The sequence below is a fragment of the Stenotrophomonas sp. K-6 genome, assembly GCF_056861555.1.
In genome coordinates this window covers 1,129,759-1,153,721 of sequence record NZ_JBSPUC010000001.1, presented here as the reverse complement: position 1 = coordinate 1,153,721, position 23,963 = coordinate 1,129,759, and the positions used below count along the sequence as shown (strand labels likewise).

General features: G+C 67.8%; 27 protein-coding genes. 17 read left to right on the top strand and 10 right to left on the bottom strand.

The window, feature by feature from the left end; genetic code table 11:
• The first annotated feature begins 18 nt into the window (after positions 1-18).
• Both AC13F7_RS05080 and AC13F7_RS05075 read left to right on the top strand, forming a co-directional pair.
• The gene (locus AC13F7_RS05080) at positions 19-483 is read left to right on the top strand and encodes a DUF4442 domain-containing protein (protein WP_482999437.1); all 465 of its coding nucleotides are present in this window, start codon (positions 19-21) and stop codon (positions 481-483) included.
• 51 nt (positions 484-534) lie between these two features.
• Complete coding sequence (locus AC13F7_RS05075) at positions 535-1,263, top strand: hypothetical protein (RefSeq protein ID WP_482999436.1); 729 nt, start codon at positions 535-537, stop codon at positions 1,261-1,263.
• A gap of 23 nt (positions 1,264-1,286) precedes the next feature.
• On the opposite strand, the gene AC13F7_RS05070 is transcribed toward AC13F7_RS05075, so the two are convergent.
• Entirely contained in the window at positions 1,287-2,558 is a 1,272-nt protein-coding gene (locus AC13F7_RS05070; RefSeq protein WP_482999435.1) for a hypothetical protein, read from the bottom strand.
• A gap of 99 nt (positions 2,559-2,657) precedes the next feature.
• Between AC13F7_RS05070 and AC13F7_RS05065 the strand changes: the two genes are divergently transcribed.
• The 8 genes from AC13F7_RS05065 (at position 2,658) to rnfB (ending at position 10,768) form a co-directional block, all read left to right on the top strand.
• On the top strand, positions 2,658-3,335 hold the full coding sequence (locus AC13F7_RS05065; RefSeq protein ID WP_123730567.1) for a DUF502 domain-containing protein: 678 nt from the start codon (positions 2,658-2,660) through the stop codon (positions 3,333-3,335).
• Between the two features lie 131 nt (positions 3,336-3,466).
• The gene (locus tag AC13F7_RS05060; protein ID WP_481468837.1) at positions 3,467-5,383 is read left to right on the top strand and encodes a DUF885 domain-containing protein; all 1,917 of its coding nucleotides are present in this window, start codon (positions 3,467-3,469) and stop codon (positions 5,381-5,383) included.
• Positions 5,384-5,440: 57 nt separating this feature from the next.
• Positions 5,441-6,481: a serine hydrolase domain-containing protein gene (locus tag AC13F7_RS05055; protein ID WP_482999499.1), complete on the top strand. Its 1,041-nt coding sequence runs from the start codon at positions 5,441-5,443 to the stop codon at positions 6,479-6,481.
• On the top strand, positions 6,478-6,897 hold the full coding sequence (gloA2, locus tag AC13F7_RS05050) for an SMU1112c/YaeR family gloxylase I-like metalloprotein (RefSeq protein WP_482999434.1): 420 nt from the start codon (positions 6,478-6,480) through the stop codon (positions 6,895-6,897). The genes AC13F7_RS05055 and gloA2 overlap by 4 nt, the downstream gene beginning before the upstream one ends.
• Positions 6,898-6,998: 101 nt before the next feature.
• Positions 6,999-7,442: a DUF2147 domain-containing protein gene (locus AC13F7_RS05045; RefSeq protein ID WP_070425636.1), complete on the top strand. Its 444-nt coding sequence runs from the start codon at positions 6,999-7,001 to the stop codon at positions 7,440-7,442.
• A 97-nt stretch (positions 7,443-7,539) separates the two neighbouring features.
• On the top strand, positions 7,540-9,618 hold the full coding sequence (gene metG / locus AC13F7_RS05040) for a methionine--tRNA ligase (protein WP_482999433.1): 2,079 nt from the start codon (positions 7,540-7,542) through the stop codon (positions 9,616-9,618).
• Between the two features lie 60 nt (positions 9,619-9,678).
• Entirely contained in the window at positions 9,679-10,320 is a 642-nt protein-coding gene (locus AC13F7_RS05035) for an HAD family hydrolase (protein WP_482999432.1), read from the top strand.
• A 28-nt stretch (positions 10,321-10,348) separates the two neighbouring features.
• Positions 10,349-10,768, top strand: coding sequence for an Rnf electron transport complex subunit RnfB (rnfB, locus tag AC13F7_RS05030; RefSeq protein ID WP_482999431.1), 420 nt, complete (start codon positions 10,349-10,351; stop codon positions 10,766-10,768).
• A gap of 94 nt (positions 10,769-10,862) precedes the next feature.
• Here the strand turns inward: rnfB and AC13F7_RS05025 are convergent, their stop codons facing one another.
• Positions 10,863-11,210, bottom strand: coding sequence for a RidA family protein (locus tag AC13F7_RS05025; RefSeq protein ID WP_121038644.1), 348 nt, complete (start codon positions 11,208-11,210; stop codon positions 10,863-10,865).
• 193 nt (positions 11,211-11,403) lie between these two features.
• Here AC13F7_RS05025 and mprF point away from each other — a divergent pair, with 193 nt between their 5' ends.
• A complete protein-coding gene (gene mprF, locus AC13F7_RS05020) occupies positions 11,404-13,968 on the top strand; it encodes a bifunctional lysylphosphatidylglycerol flippase/synthetase MprF (protein ID WP_482999430.1) in 2,565 nt (854 codons plus the stop codon).
• Between the two features lie 27 nt (positions 13,969-13,995).
• On the opposite strand, the gene AC13F7_RS05015 is transcribed toward mprF, so the two are convergent.
• From AC13F7_RS05015 to AC13F7_RS05000, 4 genes are all read right to left on the bottom strand, one after another.
• Positions 13,996-15,342 carry a virulence factor family protein gene (locus tag AC13F7_RS05015; protein ID WP_481468848.1) on the bottom strand — a complete coding sequence of 449 codons (1,347 nt, stop codon included), beginning with the start codon at positions 15,340-15,342 and terminating at the stop codon, positions 13,996-13,998.
• 78 nt (positions 15,343-15,420) lie between these two features.
• The gene (locus tag AC13F7_RS05010) at positions 15,421-16,068 is read right to left on the bottom strand and encodes a DUF998 domain-containing protein (protein ID WP_482999429.1); all 648 of its coding nucleotides are present in this window, start codon (positions 16,066-16,068) and stop codon (positions 15,421-15,423) included.
• 14 nt (positions 16,069-16,082) lie between these two features.
• Positions 16,083-16,262: an oxidoreductase-like domain-containing protein gene (locus AC13F7_RS05005; RefSeq protein ID WP_088434487.1), complete on the bottom strand. Its 180-nt coding sequence runs from the start codon at positions 16,260-16,262 to the stop codon at positions 16,083-16,085.
• Positions 16,263-16,325: 63 nt separating this feature from the next.
• On the bottom strand, positions 16,326-16,931 hold the full coding sequence (locus tag AC13F7_RS05000; RefSeq protein WP_482999428.1) for an HD domain-containing protein: 606 nt from the start codon (positions 16,929-16,931) through the stop codon (positions 16,326-16,328).
• 233 nt (positions 16,932-17,164) lie between these two features.
• Here AC13F7_RS05000 and AC13F7_RS04995 point away from each other — a divergent pair, with 233 nt between their 5' ends.
• A complete protein-coding gene (locus tag AC13F7_RS04995; RefSeq protein ID WP_482999427.1) occupies positions 17,165-18,301 on the top strand; it encodes a tetratricopeptide repeat protein in 1,137 nt (378 codons plus the stop codon).
• 6 nt (positions 18,302-18,307) lie between these two features.
• On the opposite strand, the gene AC13F7_RS04990 is transcribed toward AC13F7_RS04995, so the two are convergent.
• The gene (locus AC13F7_RS04990) at positions 18,308-18,643 is read right to left on the bottom strand and encodes a zinc ribbon domain-containing protein YjdM (protein ID WP_346471812.1); all 336 of its coding nucleotides are present in this window, start codon (positions 18,641-18,643) and stop codon (positions 18,308-18,310) included.
• A gap of 118 nt (positions 18,644-18,761) precedes the next feature.
• Between AC13F7_RS04990 and AC13F7_RS04985 the strand changes: the two genes are divergently transcribed.
• The 3 genes from AC13F7_RS04985 to AC13F7_RS04975 all read left to right on the top strand — a co-directional run bounded on the left by AC13F7_RS04985 (position 18,762) and on the right by AC13F7_RS04975 (position 20,925).
• Positions 18,762-20,117 (top strand): Hsp70 family protein, encoded by a 1,356-nt coding sequence (locus AC13F7_RS04985; RefSeq protein ID WP_482999426.1) that lies wholly within the window; start codon positions 18,762-18,764, stop codon positions 20,115-20,117.
• Between the two features lie 317 nt (positions 20,118-20,434).
• Positions 20,435-20,734, top strand: a complete 300-nt coding sequence (locus tag AC13F7_RS04980; RefSeq protein ID WP_481468956.1) for a YkgJ family cysteine cluster protein — start codon at positions 20,435-20,437, stop codon at positions 20,732-20,734.
• An 11-nt stretch (positions 20,735-20,745) separates the two neighbouring features.
• On the top strand, positions 20,746-20,925 hold the full coding sequence (locus AC13F7_RS04975) for a hypothetical protein (RefSeq protein WP_019183415.1): 180 nt from the start codon (positions 20,746-20,748) through the stop codon (positions 20,923-20,925).
• A gap of 50 nt (positions 20,926-20,975) precedes the next feature.
• Here the strand turns inward: AC13F7_RS04975 and AC13F7_RS04970 are convergent, their stop codons facing one another.
• From AC13F7_RS04970 to AC13F7_RS04960, 3 genes are read right to left on the bottom strand one after another with little or no spacing between them, the layout of a single operon-like run.
• Positions 20,976-21,857 (bottom strand): DUF4097 family beta strand repeat-containing protein, encoded by an 882-nt coding sequence (locus AC13F7_RS04970; protein WP_482999425.1) that lies wholly within the window; start codon positions 21,855-21,857, stop codon positions 20,976-20,978.
• A gap of 11 nt (positions 21,858-21,868) precedes the next feature.
• The gene (locus AC13F7_RS04965) at positions 21,869-22,390 is read right to left on the bottom strand and encodes a hypothetical protein (RefSeq protein WP_481468861.1); all 522 of its coding nucleotides are present in this window, start codon (positions 22,388-22,390) and stop codon (positions 21,869-21,871) included.
• A complete protein-coding gene (locus AC13F7_RS04960) occupies positions 22,387-22,971 on the bottom strand; it encodes an RNA polymerase sigma factor (protein WP_482999424.1) in 585 nt (194 codons plus the stop codon). The genes AC13F7_RS04965 and AC13F7_RS04960 overlap by 4 nt, the downstream gene beginning before the upstream one ends.
• A gap of 135 nt (positions 22,972-23,106) precedes the next feature.
• On the opposite strand from AC13F7_RS04960, the gene AC13F7_RS04955 reads away from it, so the two are divergent.
• Together AC13F7_RS04955 and AC13F7_RS04950 are read left to right on the top strand one after the other, a co-directional pair.
• Positions 23,107-23,298: a hypothetical protein gene (locus AC13F7_RS04955; RefSeq protein ID WP_259259557.1), complete on the top strand. Its 192-nt coding sequence runs from the start codon at positions 23,107-23,109 to the stop codon at positions 23,296-23,298.
• Positions 23,299-23,378: 80 nt separating this feature from the next.
• Positions 23,379-23,960 carry a mechanosensitive ion channel family protein gene (locus tag AC13F7_RS04950; RefSeq protein ID WP_482999423.1) on the top strand — a complete coding sequence of 194 codons (582 nt, stop codon included), beginning with the start codon at positions 23,379-23,381 and terminating at the stop codon, positions 23,958-23,960.
• Positions 23,961-23,963 lie beyond the last annotated feature (3 nt).

The following is a 23,963-nucleotide window of genomic DNA, read 5'->3' as shown; positions in this document are numbered from 1 at the left end:
CACTGAGCTGCGATCCGAATGAAGGCCTCCGTCTTCCGCCTTGGCCTCAACCTGTGGCCGCCATTCCTGTTCACCGGCATCCATGTCACCCATGTCAGCCCGGACTACCGCCATGTGCGCGTCGAGTTGCGCATGCGCCCCTGGAACCGCAATTACGTGGGCACCCATTTCGGTGGCAGCCTGTTCGCGATGACCGATCCGTTCTGGATGCTCACCGTGATGCAGAACCTGGGCCGGGATTACTACGTCTGGGACCGCGCCGGGGAGATCGAGTTCCTCAAGCCGGGCCGCGGCACCGTGGCCGCCGAGTTCAGGCTGGACGAAGTCCTACTGGATCAACTGCGTACCGCCACCGCCAGCGGGGAAAAGTACCTGCACTGGTTCAGCAACGACATTGTCGATGCGAAAGGCGAGGTCATCGCCCGCGTGCGCAAGCAGGTCTACCTGCGGCTCAAGCCCGAGGCACGCCAGCGCGCGGGATGAGTCATCGCGCGCTTGCTATGCTCGCGCGCCGGCTCCACCCCACGGACGACCATGCGCCTGCCCCTGCTTGCTGCCCTGCTGCTCACTGCCCTACCCGCGTTCGCGCAGGAACTGCGGATTCCACCGGTCGACTATCCGGTATTGCCCGCCCACGCCACCCGGGCCGAAGGTTTTGTGCCGTCAGGGTGGCGCATCGAGCAGCAGCTTCGCGGTGACCTCAACGGCGACAAGCGCGAGGATCTCGTTCTCGTGCTACGTCAGCAGGACCCGCGCAACATCGTCGAACACGATGGCTTTGGCATCAGCCCGCTGGACAGCAATCCACGCCTGCTGGCCATCGCCTGGTCCACGCCGGGCGGCTACACGCTCGCTGCGCAGAACCACACGCTGATCACCCGCCACGAGGCGCCGAACCTGTCCGATGTATTCGAAGACGGCGATGGCGTCTCGATCGTGCGGGGCACGCTGCGCACCACGCTGTTCTTCTTTTCCAACGCTGGCAGCTGGTCCACAGGCTCGGCCAGCTACACGTTCCGCTGGCAGGACGGCGCCTTCGCGTTGATCGGCTATGACCGCAACTCGATGATGCGCAACTCCGGGCAGACCGAAAGCCTGAGCATCAATTACTCGACCCGCCGCGTGCGCCATGCCGAGGGCAGCATCGAATCGGACCAGGAACGCGTGCGCTGGGAGACGCTCACCTCGCCACGCCGCTGGACACTGGAGACCGTCGGCGACGGCAGCGCGTTCGAACCGCTGGCATCAGCGCAGGACCACTGAGGCGCTGCGCCCCGGCGCGCTTTTCAGTGCACCGGCGCGCGCATCGGCACGCGCAGCGTCGGTCCGACATCGCTCGTCACCGCGCGCCGCTCCACCTGCAGCCAGCGGCCATCGTCGCTGAGCACCGGCGTGCGGGTTGGCGACCGCAGTGCTTCCGGCAGGCTCTGCAGGGCCACGGATGCGGCGGTGGGCTGCTGCCGCAGCCAGCGCTGCGCTGACACCAGGCGCAGCATCGCGGCAGCGTCCTGCGGGCGGCCTGCGTACTGCCGCATGTCCGGCCCGGTGATGTTGGCCAAGGCGCATCCCAGCGGATTGGCGATGCAGGCAAAGAGATCCTGTGCGGGCCCGGGAATCGGGGTGGGCGCATCCCGGCTGGCCACCAGTTCAGCACTGGCGGCGCACGCCCACGCGTAGCGGGGTGCCAGGCGTGCCTGGGTGCGCGGCATATCCAATAACAGATACTGCGCCGCCGGATTCCCGGTCGTCAGGCGCAATCCCGCTCCCGCCAGCGCGAACTCACCGCGCATCGCGGTGCACAGGCTCTGCTCGCTGGGCGTCATGGGCGCCAACGCAGCATCGCAGACGGCAGGCAGCGCGGCATCAGCAGGCAGTTCAATCAGGATATCGGCCAGCAACCGGGCGTTGCTCTCCACCATCGCCGCGCCGATCATGCTGGTGATCAGCGTATCGCCCTGCCCGGTCATCGCCCGACCACTGAGGATGTCCGCACAGGTACCCGCAACTGCGGTTTCACTGTCGCCCCGTACGTGCGCGAGCGCGTGGGCTGTCAACGGATCAAGCACCGGCTGAAAGACCGGCAGCGGCACCATCGGATCCGTGTCGAACGGTTTGAACGGCGAGGTGAAGTGACCGTACCCGGCCAGCGCGGCCACGCGCTGGTGGAGCGCCTCGTGGCCGGCGTGCGCGGCCTCGACACCGTCCGGGTCGGCGCGCACCGCCGCAAGGCAGCCGATACCGCGCTGGCCGCAGCCCGCGAAGGCAGACAGCGGCGCTGCGGGGTAGCGCGCTTCCGCGCTGGACGATACGGGCCGCTGGCCGGGCGTACCGCTCCGCCAACGTTCGACATCCTGCGCCATGATGGCCTCACGCCCCGCGTCCTCCAGCCCGTCGTAGCGCAGCGTCCACAACGCGGTGAAGCCGCTTTCGCCGCGTGTTGGCAACGGCGCCTGCAGCAGCCGCATCGCCTCGCGCTGCTCCGCCGGCAGCGGCCAGAACCGCGAGCCCCCCCAGAGCACCGTGACCGCCACTACCAGGCTCAGGATCGAGATGCCCACCCATTTCAGTCCATTCTTCAACACAGCATTCTCCCCAGCGCCCGCGTCCTGCGGGGACGGGCAGCGTAAACCGGGCATCGCCACCGCTACAATGCGCAGATGTCGCCCGAAGCCCCCCAACTCGTTCCGCGTCCCTCCCTGCAGCGCCTGTTCCTGACAGGCCTGCTGACCCTGCTGCCGATCTGGCTGACCTGGGTGGTGGTCAAATTCGTGTTCGTGCTGCTGTCGGGCATTTCCAGCCCGCTGGTGGTGCCGTTGTCCGAGCAGATCGCGGCCTCGTTCCCGCATTACCTGGGCTGGATCAAGGTCGAGTGGATGCAGGACATCATCGCCCTGGCCGCCACCCTGCTGGTGATCCTGTCGGTGGGCGTGCTGAGCCGCCGCGTGATCGGCCAGCGCCTGCTGCGCTGGTTCGGCGCGGTGATCAAGCGCATTCCGCTGGCCAGCATCATCTATGACAGCGCCAAGAAACTGCTGGACATGCTGCAGACCGAACCGGGCAGTACCCAGCGGGTGGTGCTGATCGACTTCCCGCACCGGGACATGAAGTCGGTCGGCCTGGTCACGCGGGTGATCAAGGAACAGGGCACGGGCCGCGAGCTGGCGGCGGTGTATGTGCCCACCACCCCCAACCCGACCTCGGGCTATCTGGAAATCGTGCCGGTGGAACTGCTTACGCCCACCGACTGGACCGTGGACCAGGCGATGAGCTTCATCATCTCCGGCGGCGCGGTCGCACCGGAAAGCGTGCCGTTCACCCGCGCCGGCGATCGCTGAACTTCGTGGCAGCCGCGCGCTGCCGCAGCTGACTGAGCGCCGTACGTGACAAAGCTGACCGGGGACCGGTGCTGGCCGTACGCAGGCGAATCGGGCAAGCTCCCGTGTCTGTGCGTTTACGGAAACAGCCGATGCCCCACCCCGCCCGCGCCCTGGCGCTTGCCATCGCCGTACTGATGGCCTTCAGCGCCGCCGCCCCGGCCGAAGCTGCCAAGAAAAAGGCCACCCGGCCCGCCGCAGCGCAGACCCGGCCTGCGGCCAAGCCCAAAGCCAAGCCGCGTGCACGCCCGGCCGCCGCCCCTGCCCGCCAGCCGCTGGTGCGCCAGCAGAGCAAGGCCGCGCAGCTGGACCGGATCTACGATGAGTACTGGGATGCCGCGATGCGGCTCAATCCGCTGCAGGCCACCTTCCAGGGCGACAGCCGCCACAACGATCAGCTGCCCAACATCCTCTCCGCCGCCTACCGCCAGCAGTCGCATGACTTCACCGTGGAATGGCTCGGCAAGGTCGAGAAGATCGGCCCGGATGGCCTGACCGGCCAGGACCTGCTCAGCTACGAGATCTTCGTGCGCGATGCGCGCATGTCGCTGGCCGCCGAGCAGTTCCCCGGCTGGATGCTGCCGGTGAGCCAGTATTACAACCTTGGCAGCATCATGGCCATTCTCGGCTCCGGCTCCGGTGCGCAGCCCTTCAACACGGTGCAGGACTATGATGGCTGGTCACGCCGTTCGCTGGGCATTCCGGCCCTGTTCGAGCAGGCCATCGCCAACATGCGCCAAGGCATGGCTGCCGGTGTGGTGCAGCCGCGTGACCTGATGGAAAAGGTCCTGCCGCAGTTGGACGCGGTCATCAAGCCGACTGCGGAAGAGAGTATCTTCTGGGCGCCGATACGCAATCTGCCGGAGGATTTCCCGGCCGCCGACAAGGCGCGCATCACCGCCGAATACAAGCGAATGATCGAGCTGCGCATCATGCCGTCCTACCGCGCCCTGCGCGGCTTCATCGCCACCGAGTACCTGCCCGCGGCACGCAGCACCGATGGCCTGGCCGGCCTGCCCGGCGGCAAGGCCTGGTATGCGCAGACCATCGTCCAGAGCACGGCCTCCACGCTGACGCCCGAACAGATCCATGCGCTGGCCGAACAACGCGTGGCCACCCTGCAGGCGCAGATCGCCACGATCATGAAAGAGAACAAGATCCGCGGCTCGCAGCAGAAGCTGCTGCGCACCATGCGCACCGACCGCGATTTCCAGTACGCCAGTGCCGATGCATTGATCAACCGCTACAAGCAGCTGCAGAGCCAGGTCAACGCGCGCCTGCCGACGCTGCTCGGCACGCTGCCCAAGGCGCCGATGGAGATCCGCGCGGTCGAGCCCGAACGGGCGGCCACCGCCGGCGCGGTGAGCTATCAGCAACCGCTGCCGGACGGCATGCGCCCGGGCGTGCTGTACATCAACACCAGCGATCTGCCGAGCCGTCGCCGCTGGTCGGCGCCGATGCAGTTCCTGCACGAAGGCATTCCGGGCCATCACGTGCAACTGGGCCTGCAGCAGGAGCTGGACAAGCTGCCGCGCTTCCGTCGCCTGGGCGGCGATATCGCCTTCGTGGAAGGCTGGGGGCTGTACGCCGAGTCGCTGGGCGAGGAATTGGGCGTCTACCAGGATCCGTATGAGCGGATCGGCTACCTGCAGGCCGCGCTGACCCGTGCCGCGCGCATGTCCGCCGACACCGGCGTGCACGCGCAGGGCTGGAGCAAGCGCCAGGCCGTGGACTATCTGGTCAAGACCGCGGACATGAGCGCCAGCGACGCCAGCGCCGAAGTGGAACGCTTCATGGCCCTGCCCGGGCAGACTCTGGCCAATGGCCTGGGCGAGCTGAAGATGATGGAACTGCGCGACAAGGCCAGGGCTGCACTGGGGCCGCGTTTCGACGCACGTCGCTTCCATGAGGAAGTGCTGCGAGACGGTTCGATGCCGCTGGACATCCTGGACGCCAAGATCGCCCGCTGGATCGCCAGCCAGAGTGGCGCGGCAACGCCCGCGCCCTGAGCCCAGAAGGAACCGAGCATGCACATCTTGCGGCATCTGCGTGTGTGGATCAGCGCGATGTGCATCGCCGGGAGCGGCACGGTCATCGCAGCGCCGGTGCTGACGCCGCCGGATCCCGGCATCGATGCGTTGATGCAACGCTACGATGGTCAGGTGCCCGGCGCCGCGGTGCTGGTCCTGCACGACGGCACGCCGGTGTTCCGGCGTGGCTACGGGCTGGCGGTGCTGGAAGATCACACCGCGGTGACCGCGCAGACCAAGTTCCGCCTGGCCTCGATCAGCAAGCAGTTCACCGCCGCGGCGATCCTGCTGCTGACCGAAGATGGCGCGTTGACCCTGGATGACCCAGTGAAGCGCTGGCTGCCCTCGCTGCCAGCGGCCGCCGATGCCATTACCCTGCGCCAGCTGCTCAGCCACACCAGCGGCCTGCTCGACTACGAAGCGCTGATGCCCGCCGACGCGACCGTGCAGGTCCATGACCAGGACGTGCTGCATCTGCTGGAACACCAGGACCGGACCTACTTCGCGCCGGGCTCGGCCTACCGTTACAGCAACAGCGGCTATGCGCTGCTGGCGCTGGTCGTCGGCAAGGCCTCGGGCACCGATTTTGCCGCCTTCCTTCGCCAACGTATTTTCCTGCCGCTCGGCATGCGCGACACCGTGGCGCACCAGGACGGCGTGGACGATATCGCGCGCCGCGCCTATGGCTACAGCGAGCGCGACGGGCGGTGGCAGCGTACCGATCAAAGCCCGACCAGCGCGGTGCTCGGCGACGGTGGAGTGTATTCCTCGCTGGATGATCTGGCGCGCTGGGATGCGGCGTTGTATGACCAGCGCCTGTTGAAGGCAACATCGTTGAAGCAGATGTTCTCCCCCGCCACACCCACCACCGAACCGGATGTGCCGTTCTATGGCTTCGGCTGGCGGCTCAACGGTGGCGCGCAGTGGCACAGCGGCGAGAGCATCGGCTTCCGCAACGTGATCCTGCGCTACCCCGCGCAGCGCCTCACCGTAATCGTACTCAGCAACCGAAACGCCCCCGAACCCTATCCGCTGGCGCTGCAGATCGCCCGGCGCTGGCTGGATACTCTGCAATGAACGCTTCTGACGCTTCCCTACTGATCGGTATCCACCACGTGGCCCTGATCTGCGCCGATTACGTCCGCTCCAAAGACTTCTACACCCGCGTGCTCGGCCTGCACGTGATCGCCGAGAACTACCGGCAGGCGCGCGACTCCTGGAAGCTCGACCTGGCCCTGCCCGATGGCGGCCAGCTGGAACTGTTCTCGTTCCCGGCCGCGCCGGCACGGCCAAGCCGCCCCGAGGCGCAGGGCCTGCGCCACCTGGCCTTCCGCGTGCATCTGCTGGAGCCGATGATCGAGCGGTTGACCGCGGCCGGCGTGGCCTGCGAACCGATCCGGGTGGACGAGTACACCGGCCGCCGCTTCACCTTCTTCGCCGACCCGGACGACCTGCCGCTGGAGCTGTACGAGATCCCGGCCGGCGCCGGCTGAACCGTGCGCCGGGCACGTTCCGTACCAGAGCGAATGGGTATACAGTCGGCCCTGTACCGGCCGTCTGCGCCGGCGTTCACGGATATCCCTGGGAGGGGAACATGCGCAAGACCTTCAAGACCCTGTTGCTGGCGCTGCCGCTGATGATGGCGGCGATGTCGGCCAGCGCCGCCGACGGCGCCGTCGGCCGCTGGAAGACCATCGATGACAAGACCGGCAAGGTGAAGTCGATCGTGGAGATCACCCAGGCCACCAACGGCACCCTGACCGGCAAGGTCGTGGACATCCTGCATTCGGACAAGGGCCCCAATCCGGTCTGCGACGGCTGTGAGGGCGCCAACAAGAACAAGCCGGTCAAGGGCATGACCATCCTCTGGAACCTCAAGGCCGATGGCGCCAACGCCTGGTCCGGCGGCACCATCCTGGATCCGGGCAACGGCAAGACCTACAAGTCCAAGATGAAGCTGCAGACCGGCGGCGCCAAGCTGGACGTGTCCGGCTGCGTGGCCTTCATCTGCCGCGCCCAGACCTGGGTGCGCGAGTAAGCCGCGCGCAGGTTTCAGCCCCAGTAACCCGGCTTCGGCCGGGTTACTGCGTTTTGGCGTGCGATAATCCCCGGTTCCCCTGGCAACAGCGCTCATCATGACCCGCACCGCTCTCGTCACCACCGCCCTGCCCTACGCCAACGGCCCGCTGCACCTGGGCCACCTGGTCGGCTACATCCAGGCTGATATCTGGGTGCGCGCGCGTCGAATGAGCGGCGGCAAGACCTGGTTCGTCTGCGCCGATGACACCCATGGCACCCCGATCATGCTCGCAGCCGAAAAGGCCGGCGTGACCCCGGAGGCCTTCATCGCCAACATCCAGGCCAGCCATGAGCGCGATTTCGCCGCCTTCGGCGTGGCGTTCGATCATTACGACTCGACCAACTCGGCGGCCAACAAGGCGCTGACCGAAGCCTTCTACCTCAAGCTCGAGGCCGAAGGGCACATCGCGCGCCGCTCCGTGGCCCAGTTCTACGACCCGGCCAAGGGCATGTTCCTGCCGGACCGCTACATCAAGGGCATCTGCCCGAACTGCGGTACCCCGGACCAGTACGGCGACAACTGCGAAGTCTGCGGCGCCACCTACAGCCCGACCGACCTGAAGGATCCCAAGTCGGTGATCTCCGGCGCCACGCCGGAAATCCGCGATTCGGAGCATTTCTTCTTCGAGGTCGGCCGCTTCGAAGGTTTCCTGCGCGAGTGGCTGGCCGGCGACGTCGCCCTGCCTGGCGTGAAGGCCAAGCTTGGCGAGTGGCTCAATGCCGAAGGTGGCCTGCGCGCGTGGGACATCTCGCGCGATGCGCCGTACTTCGGCTTCCAGATTCCGGGCCACCCGGGCAAGTACTTCTACGTGTGGCTGGACGCGCCCATCGGCTATCTCTCCAGCTTCCAGACGCTGTGCGCGAAGACCGGCGAAGATTTCGATGCGCACCTGCGCGCCGGGACCAGCACCGAACTGCACCATTTCATCGGCAAGGACATCGTGAACTTCCACGGCCTGTTCTGGCCGGCGGTGCTGCACGGCACCGGCCACCGCGCGCCGACCCGCCTGCACGTCAACGGCTACCTGACCGTGGATGGCGCGAAGATGTCCAAGTCGCGCGGCACCTTCGTGATGGCGCGTACCTTCCTGGATGCCGGGCTGGAACCGGAAGCGCTGCGCTATTACTTCGCGGCCAAGTCCTCCGGCGGCGTGGACGATCTCGACCTGAACCTGGGTGACTTCATCGCGCGCGTCAACGCGGATCTGGTCGGCAAGTTCGTCAATCTGGCCAGCCGTTGCGCCGGTTTCATCAGCAAGCGCTTCGAGGGCCGCCTGGCGGCTGCGCTGCCCGATGCCGCCCAGTACGACCGGTTCGTCGCCGCCCTGGCGTCGATCCGCGAGGCGTACGAGCGCAACGATCCAGCTGCCGCCCTGCGCCTGACCATGACCCTGGCCGACGAAGCCAATCGCTACATCGACGACCAGAAGCCGTGGGTGATCGCCAAGCAGGACGGCGCCGACGCGCAGTTGCAGTCGGTGTGCACCCAGGGCTTGAACCTCTTCCGCGTACTGGTCACCGCGCTCAAGCCCGTGCTGCCGGCCACCGCCGCGCAGGCCGAGGCCTTCCTGGCCGCGCCCGTGCAGGCCTGGACCGACATCGTCGCCCCGCTGACCGCGCACACCATCGCGGTGTACGAACCCCTGTTCACCCGTATCGACCCGAAAAAAATCGACGCCATGACCGACGCATCCAAGGACACCCTGCAGGCCGCCACCCCGGCCCCCGCCGCTCCGGCCAAACCGGCAAAGCCCGCTGCCGCACCAGCACCGGTTGCTGCGGCCGATGGCGAGGCCGCACCGGCCTACATCGGCATCGACGACTTCGCCAAGCTGGATCTGCGCATCGGCAAGGTGCTGGTCTGCGAGTTCGTGGAAGGTTCGGACAAGCTGCTGCGCTTCGAACTCGACGCCGGTGACCTGGGCAAGCGCCAGATCTTCTCCGGCATCCGCGCCAGCTACGGCGAGCCGGAACAGCTGGTTGGCCGCAGTGTGGTGTTCATCGCCAACCTGGCCCCGCGCAAGATGCGCTTCGGCCTGAGCGAAGGCATGATCCTGTCGGCCGGTTTCGACGGCGGCGCGCTGGCCCTGCTGGACGCCGACAGCACCGCGCTGCCGGGCATGCCGGTCCGCTGATCGCTGCGGCAGGGCGGCCACCCGGTCGCCCTGCCACGCTCTTCTGCCTGGAGGTGTGGGTTGGAACTGGCGCTGTTCGATTTCGACCACACGGTCACCACCTGCGATACCTACGGGCGTTTCCTGCGCCGCGTAGCCACCCCCGAACAGCTTGCACAGGCCTGGTGGAAAGTCGGCCCATGGTTGCTGGCCTATCGCTTGAAGCTGATCTCCGCGCAACGCATCCGCGCCCGCGTCACCCGCCTGACCTTCACCAACCGCCATCTCGAGGACATCACCGCGCAGGCTGCCGGCTACGCGCGCGATGTGCTGCCCGGGGTGATGCGGCCGGAGATGCTCGAGCAGATCCACTGGCACCTCAAACAGCAGCACACCGTGGTGATCGTGTCCGGCTCGCTGGATCTGTACCTGCGCCCGTGGTGCGAGGCGATGGGGTTGCAGCTGATCTGCAACCGGCTGGACAGCCACGACGGACGCCTCACCGGGCGCTATGCCGACGGCGACTGCGGCCCGCGCAAGGTTGACCACATCCGCCGCCGGTTCGACCTCGCGCGCTACCTGCGCATCCACGCGTACGGCGACAGCCGCGAAGACCGTCCGATGCTGGCACTCGCCCACGAGCGCTGGTATCGCGGCAAGCCCATGAAGCCGCGTCGGGATCTCCTGGCGGGCACACCACCTGCCCGGGACAGCCGGGTCTGATGCCCCACCGCGCAGCCACCGCCACGCCATGAGCCTCCCCATCGACACCCTCACCGAACGCCTCGACCGGCTGTTGCCCCAGACCCAATGCGGGCAATGCGGCTACGACGGCTGCCGCCCGTATGCCGAAGCGATGGCACGCGGCGAGGCGGGCATCGATCACTGCCCGCCGGGCGGTGATGCCGGTGCGCGCGCGCTGGCGAATGTCCTGGGCGTGGCAGCGGTGCCGTTCGATCGCACGCGCGGTGCGCACAAGGCACCGCAGGTGGCAGTGGTGATCGAAGCCGACTGCATCGGCTGCACCAAGTGCATCCAGGCCTGTCCGGTGGATGCGATCGTCGGCGGCGCCAAGTACATGCACACCGTCATCGCCGATCTGTGCACGGGCTGCGAGTTGTGCATCCCGCCGTGCCCGGTGGACTGCATCGACCTGGTCAGCGCGCGCTGACACTTGCGCCGGCCGCTATGCGCCTCCCGGCGGCAGGGTCTGGGCGCACGGCGATGCGTCGATCACCATGCCGCCCAGCGGTTGCCTGGTGCGCTTACGGCAACGCCGCCGTCACCACGATCTCCACTTTCCAGCTCGCGTCCGCCAGCTTGGCTTCCACCGTCGCGCGGGCCGGGGTCATCCCTGCCACCACCCACTCATCCCACGCGGCATTCATGCCGGCGAAATCGTTGATGTCGGCCAGGAAGATCTCTGCGCGCAGGATGTGCTGCTTGTCACTGGCCACCAGCGCCAGCAGCTTGTCGATCTCTTCCAGTACCTGACGGGTCTGGCCGGTGATGTCCTGGCTGGTGTCTTCAGGGATCTGCCCGGACAGATAGGCGACCTTGTTGTGCACGGTCATTTCGGACATGCGCGGGCCGACATCGAAACGTTCCAACATGGCGATTGCTCCTCTGGATGAAATCACATTGTCACCGATGCGGCGCGCGCGTGCCCGGCGGCGTGCCTCCAGCAGCCACAGCATGCACAGCCCAGCCGCTTGGCAAGCGTCGGCATCAGGCGCACGATTTGCCGGTCAGGCGCCCGCGCCTGCGTTGACTCCTTCATCGCCCACCCCGGAGCACGCTGTACCGATGACCGACACCGCCGCTGCTCCCACCCCGGTCCGCGCGCCCTGGCGCCGCGCCGCAACCGTCGTCATCCCGCTGGTGATCCTGGCCCTGGCCCTGCGCGGACTGGCCAACGAATTCGACGAACACGGCTACCGCGCGATCCGCGAGGCCTTCCGGCATCTCGGCGCCGGTCAGATCGCGCTGACCGTGCTGCTGGGCCTGGCCAGCTACGGCTGCCTGATCGGCTTCGATGCCATCGGCCTGCGCCGCAGCGGCAAGCGCCTGCACCCGGCGCGGGTCGGCATCACCGCGTTCCTGGCGCATACGCTGGGGCAGACCCTGGGCTTTGCGGCCCTCACCGGCGGCGCCGTGCGCCTGCGTGGCTATGGTCGCGCGGGGCTGACGCTGGGCGAGATCGGCCAGGTCGTATTGATGAGCACACTGGGCTTCGTGTTCGGTGCGTGGCTGCTGCTGGCGCTGGCCTTCCTGCTTGAACCCGGCGCGGCGGCGCTGGCGCTGCCGATCCCGGTCCAGGCGGTGCGCCTCATCGGCGTTCTCGGCCTGCTGGCGTATGCCGGCACGGTGCTGCTGGTCGGCCGCGAGGGCCGTAGTTTCCAGATCCGCGGGCATGCCCTGTGGCTGCCCGACCGCCGCACCATGCTCGGTGTGACCGCCCTGAGCGTGGTCGAGCTGGTGCTGGCCAGTGCGGCGTTCTATGTGCTGCTGCCGATGGATGCGCCGACCGGCCTGCCCGGGTTCGTCGGGCTGTACCTGATCGCGGTGCTGGCCGGCCTGATCTCCAGCGTGCCGGCCGGCCTGGGCGTGTTCGAGTGGAGCCTGCTCAAGCTGCTGCCGCAGGTGGCGCCCGCCGCGGTGCTGGCGGCCGCACTGATCTACCGCGTGACCTATTACGTGTTGCCGCTGCTGCTGGCCACGGTGCTGGCAGTCGCGCCCGCACTGCGTCGCCCGCTGCGTGCCGGCGCCGGTGCCACCCGGGTCGGCTGGACCGCGCTGCGCCCCTGGCTGCCGCAGATCATCGCGCTGGCGGTGTTCAGCGTCGGCGCCGCACTGGTGATCGATGGCACCTTGCCGACGCCGCGCCGGCACCTGGTCACGGCCTCGCTGCCGATCCTGGAAACCTCGCACCTGCTTGGCAGTCTGGCCGGTGTCGCGCTGCTGTTGATCGGTCAGGGCCTGCAGCGGCGCAGCCATGCTGCGTGGATGCTCGCGCTCGGCATCTGCGTGTTGTCCCCGTTGCCGATCTGGCTACGCGGTGGGCAGGTGCTGATCGCGCTGTCCGCCCTGCTGGTGGCGGCCGCACTGTGGGCCTCGCGCCGCGAGTTCTATCGCCAGGGCGCGCTGCTGGACGAAGCCTGGTCGTGGCCGTGGATCCGCAACCTCGGCCTGGTGCTGGTCGCGGTGATCTGGCTGCTGTTCTTCGTCTACAGCCACGTGGAATACCAGAATGAGCTGTGGTGGCAGTTCGCGCTGCAGGGCAACGCGCCTCGCGCGCTGCGTGCCTTGTTGCTGGTGGCGATCGCGCTGACCATCTTCGGCCTGGCGCGGCTGCTGCACAGCACGCGCAGTCCGTTGCCGGCGGCCGATGCCGCTACCCTTGACGCGCTCGCCCCGATCCTGGCCGCCGCCGAAGACACCCAGGCCTGCCTGGTACTCACTGCGGACAAGGCGGTGCTGCGCGATGAAGCGCAGCGGGGCTTCGTGATGATGCAGCGCTACGGCGGCTCCTTGATCGCGATGGGCGATCCGGTCGGCCCACCCGAGGTGGTGCGCGCGCTGATCTGGCGCTTCCGCGAGGAAGCCGATCGGCTCGGCCTGCGCCCGGTGTTCTACCAGGTCGGCGAAGCGCACTGGCAGACCTATCTCGACCTCGGGCTGACCCTGGTCAAGCTCGGGGAAGAGGCGATGGTGCCGTTGCAGGACTTCACCCTGGAGGGCCGCGAGCGCGCCGATCTGCGCCAGGCCTGGAACCGCGGCAAGCGCGGTGGGCTGAGCTTCCGGGTCGCCATGCCCGAGGAAGTACCTGCCCTGCTGCCGGCGCTGGCAGTGGTCTCCCAGCAATGGCTGGACGACAAGGCCGGCGATGAAAAGGGGTTCTCGCTCGGCAGCTTCGATGCAGCCTATCTGGCGCGTTTCCCGGTCGCGGTGGTGGAGGCCGAAGGGCGCATCGTGGCCTTCGCCAATCTGTGGCAGGCACCGGCCGGAAACGAGCTCTCGGTGGACCTGATGCGGCACGTCGACGATGCGCCCAAGGGCACCATGGATTTCCTGTTCATCGAGCTGTTCCTGTGGGGTCGCGAGCACGGCTTCCACCGGTTCTCGCTGGGCATGGCACCGCTGTCCGGGCTGGCCCAGCATCGTCTGGCCGGGCGCTGGAACCGCTTCGCCAACGTGGTCGCGCGGCATGGCGAACGCTTCTACGGCTTCAGCGGCCTGCGCCGTTTCAAGTCGAAGTTCGCTCCGGTCTGGCGCGCACGTTATCTGGCCGCACCGGGCGGTGTACACCTGCCCGCCGCCCTGCTGGATGCGACCCGGCTGATCTCACTGGACCCGCGCCGACACGACTGAGCCCGTGCCGGAACGGATCGCCGGCGCTCAGCGCGCCGGCAGATGCTGCACGATGGTGTCGGCGAGGCGGTCGTAATCGCCCTTGAAGTGATGGTCGCCGGGGAGCTTGATGACCTGCGCATTGCCACCGGCGGGAAGCGACGGGCACAGCGCGTCGCCATCGTCTTCGCCGTAGACGCACCACGTTTTACCGGCGGGCAGCTTGGCCACCTCCGGCGCGATCGGCAGGCCATCGCCACCGCCGCCGAGCCAGTTGCTGACATGGAACTCGTAGTCGGCGGTCTTGCCCACCGACAGCAGCGCGATCATCGAGACCGATTCCCGCGTAGCCGGTGACAGCTGGTTGATTGCCGCCGGCAGCACATCGGCGCCCTGCGAGAAACCGACCAGCACCACGTTGCGACGCTGCCACTGGCGGCTGTAGTGCGTGGCGATGCGTTCCAGATCCCGGGCGAAGCCTTCAGGCGTGCGTGCGGTCCAGAAGTAGCGCAGCGAATCCACGCCCACCACCGGTACCCCGGCCTCGCTCAGCGACGCGGCAACCTCCTTGTCCAGCCCCGCCCAGCCGCCGTCGCCGGAAACGAAGATGGCGAAGGTGTCGCCCGGCTTGGTCGTCGGTACATCCACCACCGGCAGGCCCTTGAGATCGTCCGGCGGCGGCGCCAGGCTGACCCCCTTCTGCGCGCCGATCACCTTTGCTGCGGCCAGCACGCCGGGCAACGCGTCGCCCCGCGCGGTGCGCTCGAACTGGCGCCCCATGCCGACCTTGCGCACGAACGCAGCCGACTCGCCGGCCGGGCAATGCACATCGCCGGCGGCATTCAACCAGGGGAAATTCAGTTCAGCCGGCTGCAGGCGACCGTGGCTGCTGCCGGCGCCGCAGACCTTGCGCTCGCGCACGCCCGACGGGCAGAAGCCTGTGGTGAGCAGTCCGGCGAACACCTGCGTATCCGCCTCCGCGGCTACCGCGTACGCCAGCGCCGCACCCTCGCCGTCGCCGCCGATCAGCGGCAGGTGATAGCCCGGCACGTGCAGATAGGCCTGGAACCAGCGCGAGAAATTCTCCACATCGCCGGCGCCGAACGCGCAATCACCGCTCTTCTCGCGGCCCAGCACCTGGCGCAGGTGTGCGACATCGACTTGGGCGACCAGGGCGCCATCGGCGCGCAATGCCTCGATGCGCTGCTGGCTGTCGGCATGGCTGGCGGTACCGTCAAACCACACCACCACCCGTTGCGGACGACCGTCCGGCAGATACACCGGCACGTTCTCGAAACGCCCGTGACTGAGCTGCTGCGGCGGCGCGGCCAGCGCCTGTCCGGACATCCCCGCCAGCATCACACCCAGCATCATCCCCCAACCGGCTTGCCGCATCGTCGCGCATCCCATGACTAGTGCGCCAACGATACGCCCCTGCCCTGCCAAGGGCATGTACACAGCGTGGCCGGACGCTCAGTGCGCATCGCGACGCGCCTGCCGCCACAGCTGCCAGGCCACCGCGACCAGCCACACCAGCACCACCGCGATCACCAGCTTCTGCCCGGCGCCGCGCGGCGGGCCACGCCACAGCACGTGCAGCCACAGCAGCACGAAGCACAGCCAGGCCCACCACCAGGCCGGCCCGGCCCAGTCGCGCCAGTGCGGATCGGCGCGCAGGTACCAGCTCTGCAGCAGCATCGCCGCGCTCACGCACAGGAACGCGGTATTGGCCGACAACCCGTGCACCAGCGGCGCCAGCAGCGGCGCACGGTCGGGCAGCCAGCTGTCGCCGATCGCCACCCCCATCAACCCCAGCGCGGCCCCCCAGAACAGCAGCGGCGCGGCCGCACTGCGGCGGGGTGATCGGCTGTTGGCATGCAACGACACCGCCAGCAGCATGATCGCCAGCGCCAGTACGCAGTAAGCGGTGCGCAGGGCCAGCCCCCACGGGCCATGCAGGTACAGGCTCAACGTGGCCTGCACCCAGTCCAGATCATCGCGCGCCCATTGCGTCCACAACGCGGTGGCAATGAACAGCGCCAGCGCCACCAGCGTGAGCAGGGCGACGCGTCCGTGATGCTGCGCGGGCCAGCGGGAAGGGCGTGGCAGGGGAAGCGACATCGCGGCTCCTGGGGTCAGTCAGTGGCCTCGGGGTGACGCTGCTTCCAGGCGGCCAGCGCCGCGCGGTAGCGCTGCAGCTCATCGCTGTACAGATCCAGCACGCACAGCGGGCAGCCACTGCCGCAGCACTCGTTGGGGCCGGGTTCTTCCGGCGGCTGCGGACGTGGATCGGACTCTGGAACGGACACGGACATGGCCACACACGTAGGGAAAACAGCGCGCACAGTGTAGCGGGCGTGGCTCATGGCCGCCGTGGTTCAGCGCTCGACCCGGCGACGCAGGTTGTCGCGTGCGGCGGCATCCAGGCGCTGATGGAAGAAGTCGCTCAGGAAGATCCGCGGTTGCCCCAGCACCTGCTTGAGGAAGCGCCGGCGGTTGAGCCGGAACAGGAAGCCCGGCACGTGCCCGGCGTACTCCTCGGCGATGCCGCGGTCGTAGGCATCAAACACCGCCGCCGGTGCGCCCAGGATCGCCATGTCGCAGTCCAGGAACAGGGCGGCCTCTGGATCCACGTCGCCAGGCCCGAGCTTGCTGTGGCGGGCGGTCAGCTCGATCAGCTCGACCACCCGCGCCGCATCGATCCCGGCACCCGGCAGCCAGCGCCCGATGGCCTCACGTGCCATGTCCGCCGAGCGCGCTTCGTTGTCGTTGCGGCCGGCCTCATAGATGGCATCGTGATACAGCGCGGCCAGCTGCACCTCGCGCGGCTGGCGCCAGCCCGGGCCAGACGCGGCGACCGTGCCGCAGTGCTGCAGAACGGCCTGCACATGTGACCAGTTGTGGTACGCCCGCGGCGGCAGGGCGTAGGCGGTCTCCAGCTCGGCAAGCTGCCCGGCGGGCAGTGACATCGGTTCAAAGCGCATCCCCGCATGATTGGCCGTCCCGGCTGCGCTGGCAAGACAGCGGTGCGGCACTTTTTTCACCACGTTCGTTGCATCCTTGCAGCGCAAGGCGTCGCCATGGTTATCCACATGTTTGTCGACCGCTGGTCCACATCCTCTGTGGATGGCGCAGACAGCCGATGAACGGCATGCCGGCGCGCAGCGACGCGCCTAGACTGGAGGCGTCGATTCCCAGCGCTCGGCGAGGTGAGGCGATGAGTAGGTGCAACCCCCTGCTGCTGTGGATGGTGCTGGTGGCCGCGCCGGTCTGGGCGGCGCAGACACCCGGCCCGCCGGTTGCGGCCGCACCGACCGTCACCGACGTGCCCACGCCGGCCCAGATCCTGGACGTGCCCGCCCCGTTGCTGGCCCTGCTGCATGAACGGGTGATCGACCCGGGTTACTCGCGCGAACGGCGCCTGCAACGTCTGGTCGACATGATCTTCGACGCGCAGGGGCTGAATCTGGCCTACGACCCCGACGCGACCCATACCCTGGCCGAAACCTGGCAGACGCGCCGCGCCAATTGCCTGTCCTTCACGCTGCTGTTCGTGACGCTGGCCAACCGCGCCGGGATCGACGCACATGTGCAGGAAGTAGCCCAGGTGGTGACCTGGTATCAAACTTCGGGCGTGATCTACAGCGTCGGCCACGTCAACGCGGGTGTAGCGCTGGATGGCCGCAGCGGCACTGTGGATCTGGACCACAACGTGCTCTATGACCGGTTCGGTCCGCAGCGGGTCAACCAGGCCCGGGCTCTGGCCCACTTCTACAACAACCGGGGCGCCGACCGCATGGCCGCCGGCGATACCGCCGGTGCACGCCTCTACTTCCGTGCCGCACTTGCCCAGGCACCGGACTTTGTCGGCAGCTGGAACAATCTGGGGGTGCTGGATGCGCGCGTGGGTGAGCTGGCCCAGGCCCGGCGCGATTACGAGACTGCGCTTCGCCTGCAGCCGCGACATGGCGCCAGCCTGAGCAACGCCAGCGCGCTGTACCGGCGCCTGGGCGATACCCGCCAGGCGCAACGGCTGGCCGGCCGTCTGGCGCGGGTGCAGCGCACCGATCCCTTTGCGCAGTACATGCTCGGCGCGCGGGCGGAGCAGCGCCGGGACTATCCCGATGCGGTGAAGTTCTACCGCCGTGCCGTGCGCCTGTACGACAGCGCGCATCCCTTCCATTTCGCCTTGGCCCGGGCCTACTTCCTGGCCGGCGACCCGCATCGCGCCTCGCAGGAGATGCAGCGCGCAAGGGACCTGGCGGGGGAGAACGGCGATGCGGTCACCTCCCGCTACCAGGCCAAGCTGGACAGCCTGCAGCGCTGGCGCCAGCGTGGCACCAACGTCCACTGAGCCGGCTCAGGCCTTCTTGAGGAAGCAGGTCTTCAGGACCAGACCCTTGATCTTCTCCGAGTTGCCTTCGATATGCTCGGCATCGTCCTCGACCAGGCGGATGTTGCGGATCACGGTGCCCTGCTTGAGCGGGATGGAGGATCCCTTGACCTTCAGATCCTTGATCACGGTCACGGTATCGCCGGCGGCCAGCACGTTGCCGTTGCTGTCGCGCACCACCAGGGCATCGCCGCCACCGTCACCGGCCGCCCACTCGTGGCCGCAGTCCGCGCAGATGAACAGCGCGCCATCGGCATAGGTGTTTTCCAGGGTGCACTGCGGGCAGGCGGGAATGGCGGACATCGACAGCTCTTCGGTTACGAAACGGCCGGTATTGTAACCGCCCGTTACCGTCTGCCCTTGCGTCGGCGGACGCGTTGCCGCAAAGTGCGCGCCCCCTGACCACCGGCCCGGCCCGCGCATGAAACTCGGCATCGACTTTGGCACCAGCAACTCCGCCGCCGCCGTGGTGATCGACGGCAAGGTCGTGCCGATCCAGTTCGGCCAGGCCGAACAGTTCCGCACCACGGTGTATTTCCCCGAGGTGATGCGCGACCCGAACGACTTCGAACTGACTCCGGCCCTGGAGCACGACCTGGCCCGGCTGGTCGACGCGGCCGCGCGCGATGCCCGTGCCGCCGGCCAGGAGCGCACCCCCGATGCACTGCGCCGCGAGGCCCTGCGCGTGGTGCGCCGGCAGTGGATGGAAGAGCAGATGCGTGCCCCGCTCAGCTCCACCACCCTGCTGCAGAACGCGGTCTACGGCGATGACGCGCTGGAAGCCTACTTCGAAGAGAACGAAGGCAACCTGGTGCAGAGCCCGAAGTCGATGCTCGGCTACAACCTGCACCCGCGCGCGCGCCAGACCATCGCCGGCATCGCAACGCACATCCTCGAGCACATCCGCCTGACCGCCTCGCGCCAGCTGGATACGCCGATCCGCACCGCCACCCTGGGCCGCCCGGTCCAGTTCCGCAGTTCGATCGGCGAGGCCGGCAACGCGCAGGCGCTCGAGATCCTGCACGGCGCGGCGATCGCGGCGGGCTTTGACAGCATCGATTTCCTCGAAGAACCGGCGGCCGCGGCGATGCATTACCACGCCGAGAGCCCGCAGGAGCACGATGCGGTGGTGGTGGACATCGGCGGTGGTACCACCGACGTCGCCCACGCGCGCGTAGGCGGCGGCCAGGCCCCGACCATCCACCGCGCCTGGGGTATCGCCCGCGGCGGTACCGATATCGATCTGGCGCTGAGCCTGGGCGGCTACATGCCGTTGTTCGGCCGCGGCATCACCCGCGTGCCGGCGCACCACTACGTGGAAGCGGCGATGGTGCAGGACATGACCCGCCAGCGCGATTTCCGCCAGCACACCTACCGCGATGTGGACGCGCCGTTCGGCCCGCGCCTGACCGCGCTGCAGGACACCGGCAATACCGCGCGCCTGTACCGTGAAGTCGAGCGCTGCAAGGTCGCCCTGAGCAGCGTGTCCAGCCACGACAGCGCGCTGGACTTCATCGAACGCGGGCTGCAGGTCCAGATCGATGCCGAGCGCCTGGAAACCGCCGCTGGCGGCTATCTGGGCGAGCTGACCGCCCTGCTGGAGCAGGTGCGCAGCGACATCGGCCACGACCCGGCAGCGGTGTTCCTGACCGGCGGCATGTCGCGCGCCGGCTACCTGCGGCAGGCGGTGGCCAACGCGTTCCCGGGCTCGACCCTGGTCCGCGGAAATCCGTCTTTCGGCGTGGTCCACGGTCTGGCATTGGCCGCCGCCAACTGATCCACCGGCAACGCCAGGCCTTGTTCCACAAGGCCTGAAGAGGTCCGAAAGGCCTTATTAACAAAACGTTACGCCGAAAGCGCTATCATCTTTCGGCTTCAAAGCGCAATGCGCTTGACGCAACAAGCAACACTCTCCTGGCCTTGCTGGCCACCGTCTTCTTCGATGCTGCCACCGTCTGGACCTGTCCGCGGTGCCGGGATCGCTCATCGCTGTGATCCGGCTCGTTCACAGCCTGCTGCACCCCGAGCCGCCAAGAGACACTCAGATTGGGCGAACGCCTGGCTGCACTCCTTACATCGTCCGAGCCCGACCCCATCGATTGCCGTCGTTGCGACGCGGTGTGCTGTCGGCTCACTGTCACCGTCATGCCTGACGACAACGTGCCCGGCTACCTGCTGGACACCGATGCGCGTGGCGGCACGGTGATGGCACGCAATGAAGAAGGCTGGTGCGCTGCGATCGACCCGTATCACCTGCGCTGCACGATCTATTCGCAGCGACCCGCGATCTGCCGCCAGTTCGACATGGGCGGCGATGATTGCCGCCTCGTGCGGCAGGACTACCGTCGACAAGAGCACGATCTGTCGACGTTTTCTTCCACGCTTCATCCATAGCAGGAGCATCCATGGCTCGTACGCCAAAGACCTCCCCCAAGGCAAGCAACACCGTTCGCGTCGACCGCAAGCAAGGGTCCAACTCCGCCGTCAGCAGCCAGAGCATCGCTGCGGATCTGGCTGCCTTCCGTAAAGGTGGCGGCAAGATCGAAGTGCTGGGCAATACCCTGGCGCTGAAGAAAGCCGGCTGACGTTGCTGCCGACCGCACCGGCATTGGCCGGTGCGGTGGCCGCACCGCACTCAGCGGCCCAGGCTGACCCGCACGCTCCCCGAATGGGCGTTGATCGAAATATCCCCATCCCCCGATCCCAGACGCGCATCCAGGCTGCGGCCCGGACCATAGCGCGGCTTTTCCACCTGCCCGGCGTCGGACTGGATGCCACCACTGAACGTCTTGACGTTCAACTGCGCCGACACATTGGCCGGCAGCTTCAGCGCGACCGAACCGCTGACCGTCTGCATCGTCACCTTGCCGCCCGGCGCCATACCGGTCGCGCTCACGTCCAGGCTGCCCGAGACGGTTTCCACCGCCAGCCGCTGGACCCGTCCGGCGTTGACGTTGACCCGGCCGGAGACCGATTCGGCCGCCACATCTCCCGACGCCCCGCCACCGGCCAGCAACTGGCCACTAACCGTGCGTGCGTCCAACCGCGGCGTCTGCAGCTGCGAGCGGATCCCACCACTGACCGTGTTCAACGTGGTCTCGCCACTGCGCCCGGCCGCGGTAATGCTGCCGCTGACACTGTTGGCCTGCAGGCGGCGCACGTCGATGTCGGCCACGTCGATGTCGGCGCTGATGGTGCCCAGCTGCACTTCCACCGAACGCGGCACACGCAGCTCCAGGGTCGCCCCGCCGTTGCTGCGGCCGCGCGGGTATTCCACTTCCCAGCGCACGCGGTTGCTGCTCTTGTCCTGCTTGAGAGTGAGCCCATCGGCCATTGAACCGGTCAACGCCACGTCGCTGCGGTCCCAACCGCGCACGGTGACTTTGCCAGCGATGTTGCTGATTTCCACGCGACCGCCGGCGCCCAGTGGATGGCGCTCATTGACGTTGGTGGCAGCCTGGGCGACGAGCGGCAGGCACAGAGCCAGGGCGGCGAGCAGGGACAGAGGAATGCGCATGGGGTTCTCCTTCAAGTGGGCAGGCCGGCGGACAGCACCGCCTGCTGGGTGAGTTCCAGCCGCAGCGCATAGGTACGCTGCAGTTGCCCGAGCAGATAGCGCGAGCGGGGGTTTTCAGCGATGGCCGCGCGGATGGTGTCCGCACTGGCATCGAGTTCATGCAGAGCCGGGCGCCACTCATCGGTGACATCGGCACTGGGCAAGGCGGCGATGGCCTGCTGGTACTCGCCGGCCATCGCGTCAGCCTGGCGCTGCAGCAGCGACGGTGCCGGCGTGTGCGGAACCGGCGTGGGCACCACCATCAGCACGGCCAGTGCGGCGGCCAGGCCCAGGCCTACCCGCAGGGGCCAGCGCTGGCGGCGGGACCGGTGTGCGGCCAGCGAAACGGTGGCGATCGGCGTGGACGGTGCCGTGAGCGGTGCCGGCAACTGTGCCGCGATGCCCTGCCAGACCCGCGCCGGCGGAACGCGCTCGGCGGGCAAGGCACGCAGGCGTGCGGTCAGGTCGTCGTGATCGGCATCATGGGGCGTCATGCGGTTTCTCCTAGGCGTGCACGCAGCAGGCCGCGCGCACGGTGCAACTGTGCTTTGGAACTGCCGACCGCCATCTGCAGCTGGTCGGCGATTTCCTGGTGTTTCCACCCTTCGATGTCATGCAGGACCAGAACCGCGCGGGCTCGCGGCGGCAGTGTTTCCAGCGCGCGCTCCAGGTCCATGGCGGTGCCGGCGCAGCGGTCCTGGGCCGGCAGCATCGCCAGCGATTCCCAGCCTTGCTCGCCGGCATCGCGCGCATCGCCGGTGGCATTGGCGCGCAGTTCCATGAGTGCTGCGTTGACCCCCAGGCGGTGCAGCCACGTGCCCAGGCTGCTTTCGAAACGGAAGCCCGGCAGTGCGCGCCATGCCTGCAGGAAGGCCTCCTGCAGGGCGTCTTCGGCGCGGGCCGCATGGCCGCCGCACAGCCGCCACAGCACGGCGTACACGCGCGGCGAATGCCGCCGGTAGATGCATTCGTATGCGGCCACGTCTCCGGCCGCCGCGGCACGCACGAGGGCGTGGTCATCGGCGGCATCGGCCTGGGTCGTGGCGCTGGAGGCGGGCATGGTCGTGTCGAGCATATCCGTTGGATGCGGGGGGCATGGAAAAGGTTTAAGCCCGTGCTGACTTTCTTTTTCTGCGCGGCCTTTAAACCTTCCTGCCCGACGCGGCATCCAAGCCTGTGTCACTACCGGCCCCCGCCAAGGAGTATTCCCATGTCTTCCAGTTGCCTGGCCCTGCTGCTCTCTTTGGCCACCGGCTGCACGCTGCCGTGGAGCCCGCTGCAGATCCAGGTCACGTTGAGGCCTGAAGCACCCGATGTCTGTGTGCAGTACGCGCAGAACGCGCCGCTGTGTGCCTCGGCGATGATCGCGGTGTTCGACGTGTACGGCAGCCCCCTGTCGTAAACCGATACCACGATGCGGTGACGCGCATCGGCATTACCATGGCGGGATCGGCACTATCGCTGCAAAGGAATTCCGCCCCCATGAAAGAGCATCTGCCCGCCTGGACCCACGAATGGCTGCACTACGGGGTCCCTGCCCTGCAGATTCTGGTGACCCTGCTGGTGGCCTGGCTGCTGCGGCTGGTTGCCCGTCGGCTGATCCGCCGCCTCGGCGAACACTACACGCTGCCGCCGGAAATGGTGATGGGCGCGCGCCGCATCAGCAGCTTCGTGATCAATTTCGGTGCGGTGTTGATCGTGCTGAGCATCATCGGCGCATCGGCCTCGGTGCTGTGGACTGCATTCACCGGGTTTGCCGCGGTCGGCGCGGTGGCGTTCTTCGCCGCGTGGAGCGTGCTGTCCAACATCTTCTGCACGCTGCTGATCTTCACCACGCGGCCGTTCCGCCTGCACGATTACATCGAGCTGCTGGAAAACGGTGAGAAGCCAGGACTCAAGGGCCGCGTGATCGACATCAATCTGATCTACACCACGTTGCAGGAAACCGGCAGCGGGCACGAAGGCACGGTCCTGCAGATGCCCAACAACATGTTCTTCCAGCGCACGGTACGCCGCTGGCGGGATCCGTCGCAGGCGCCGGGCGGTATTCAAGGGGACGGTTGAGTC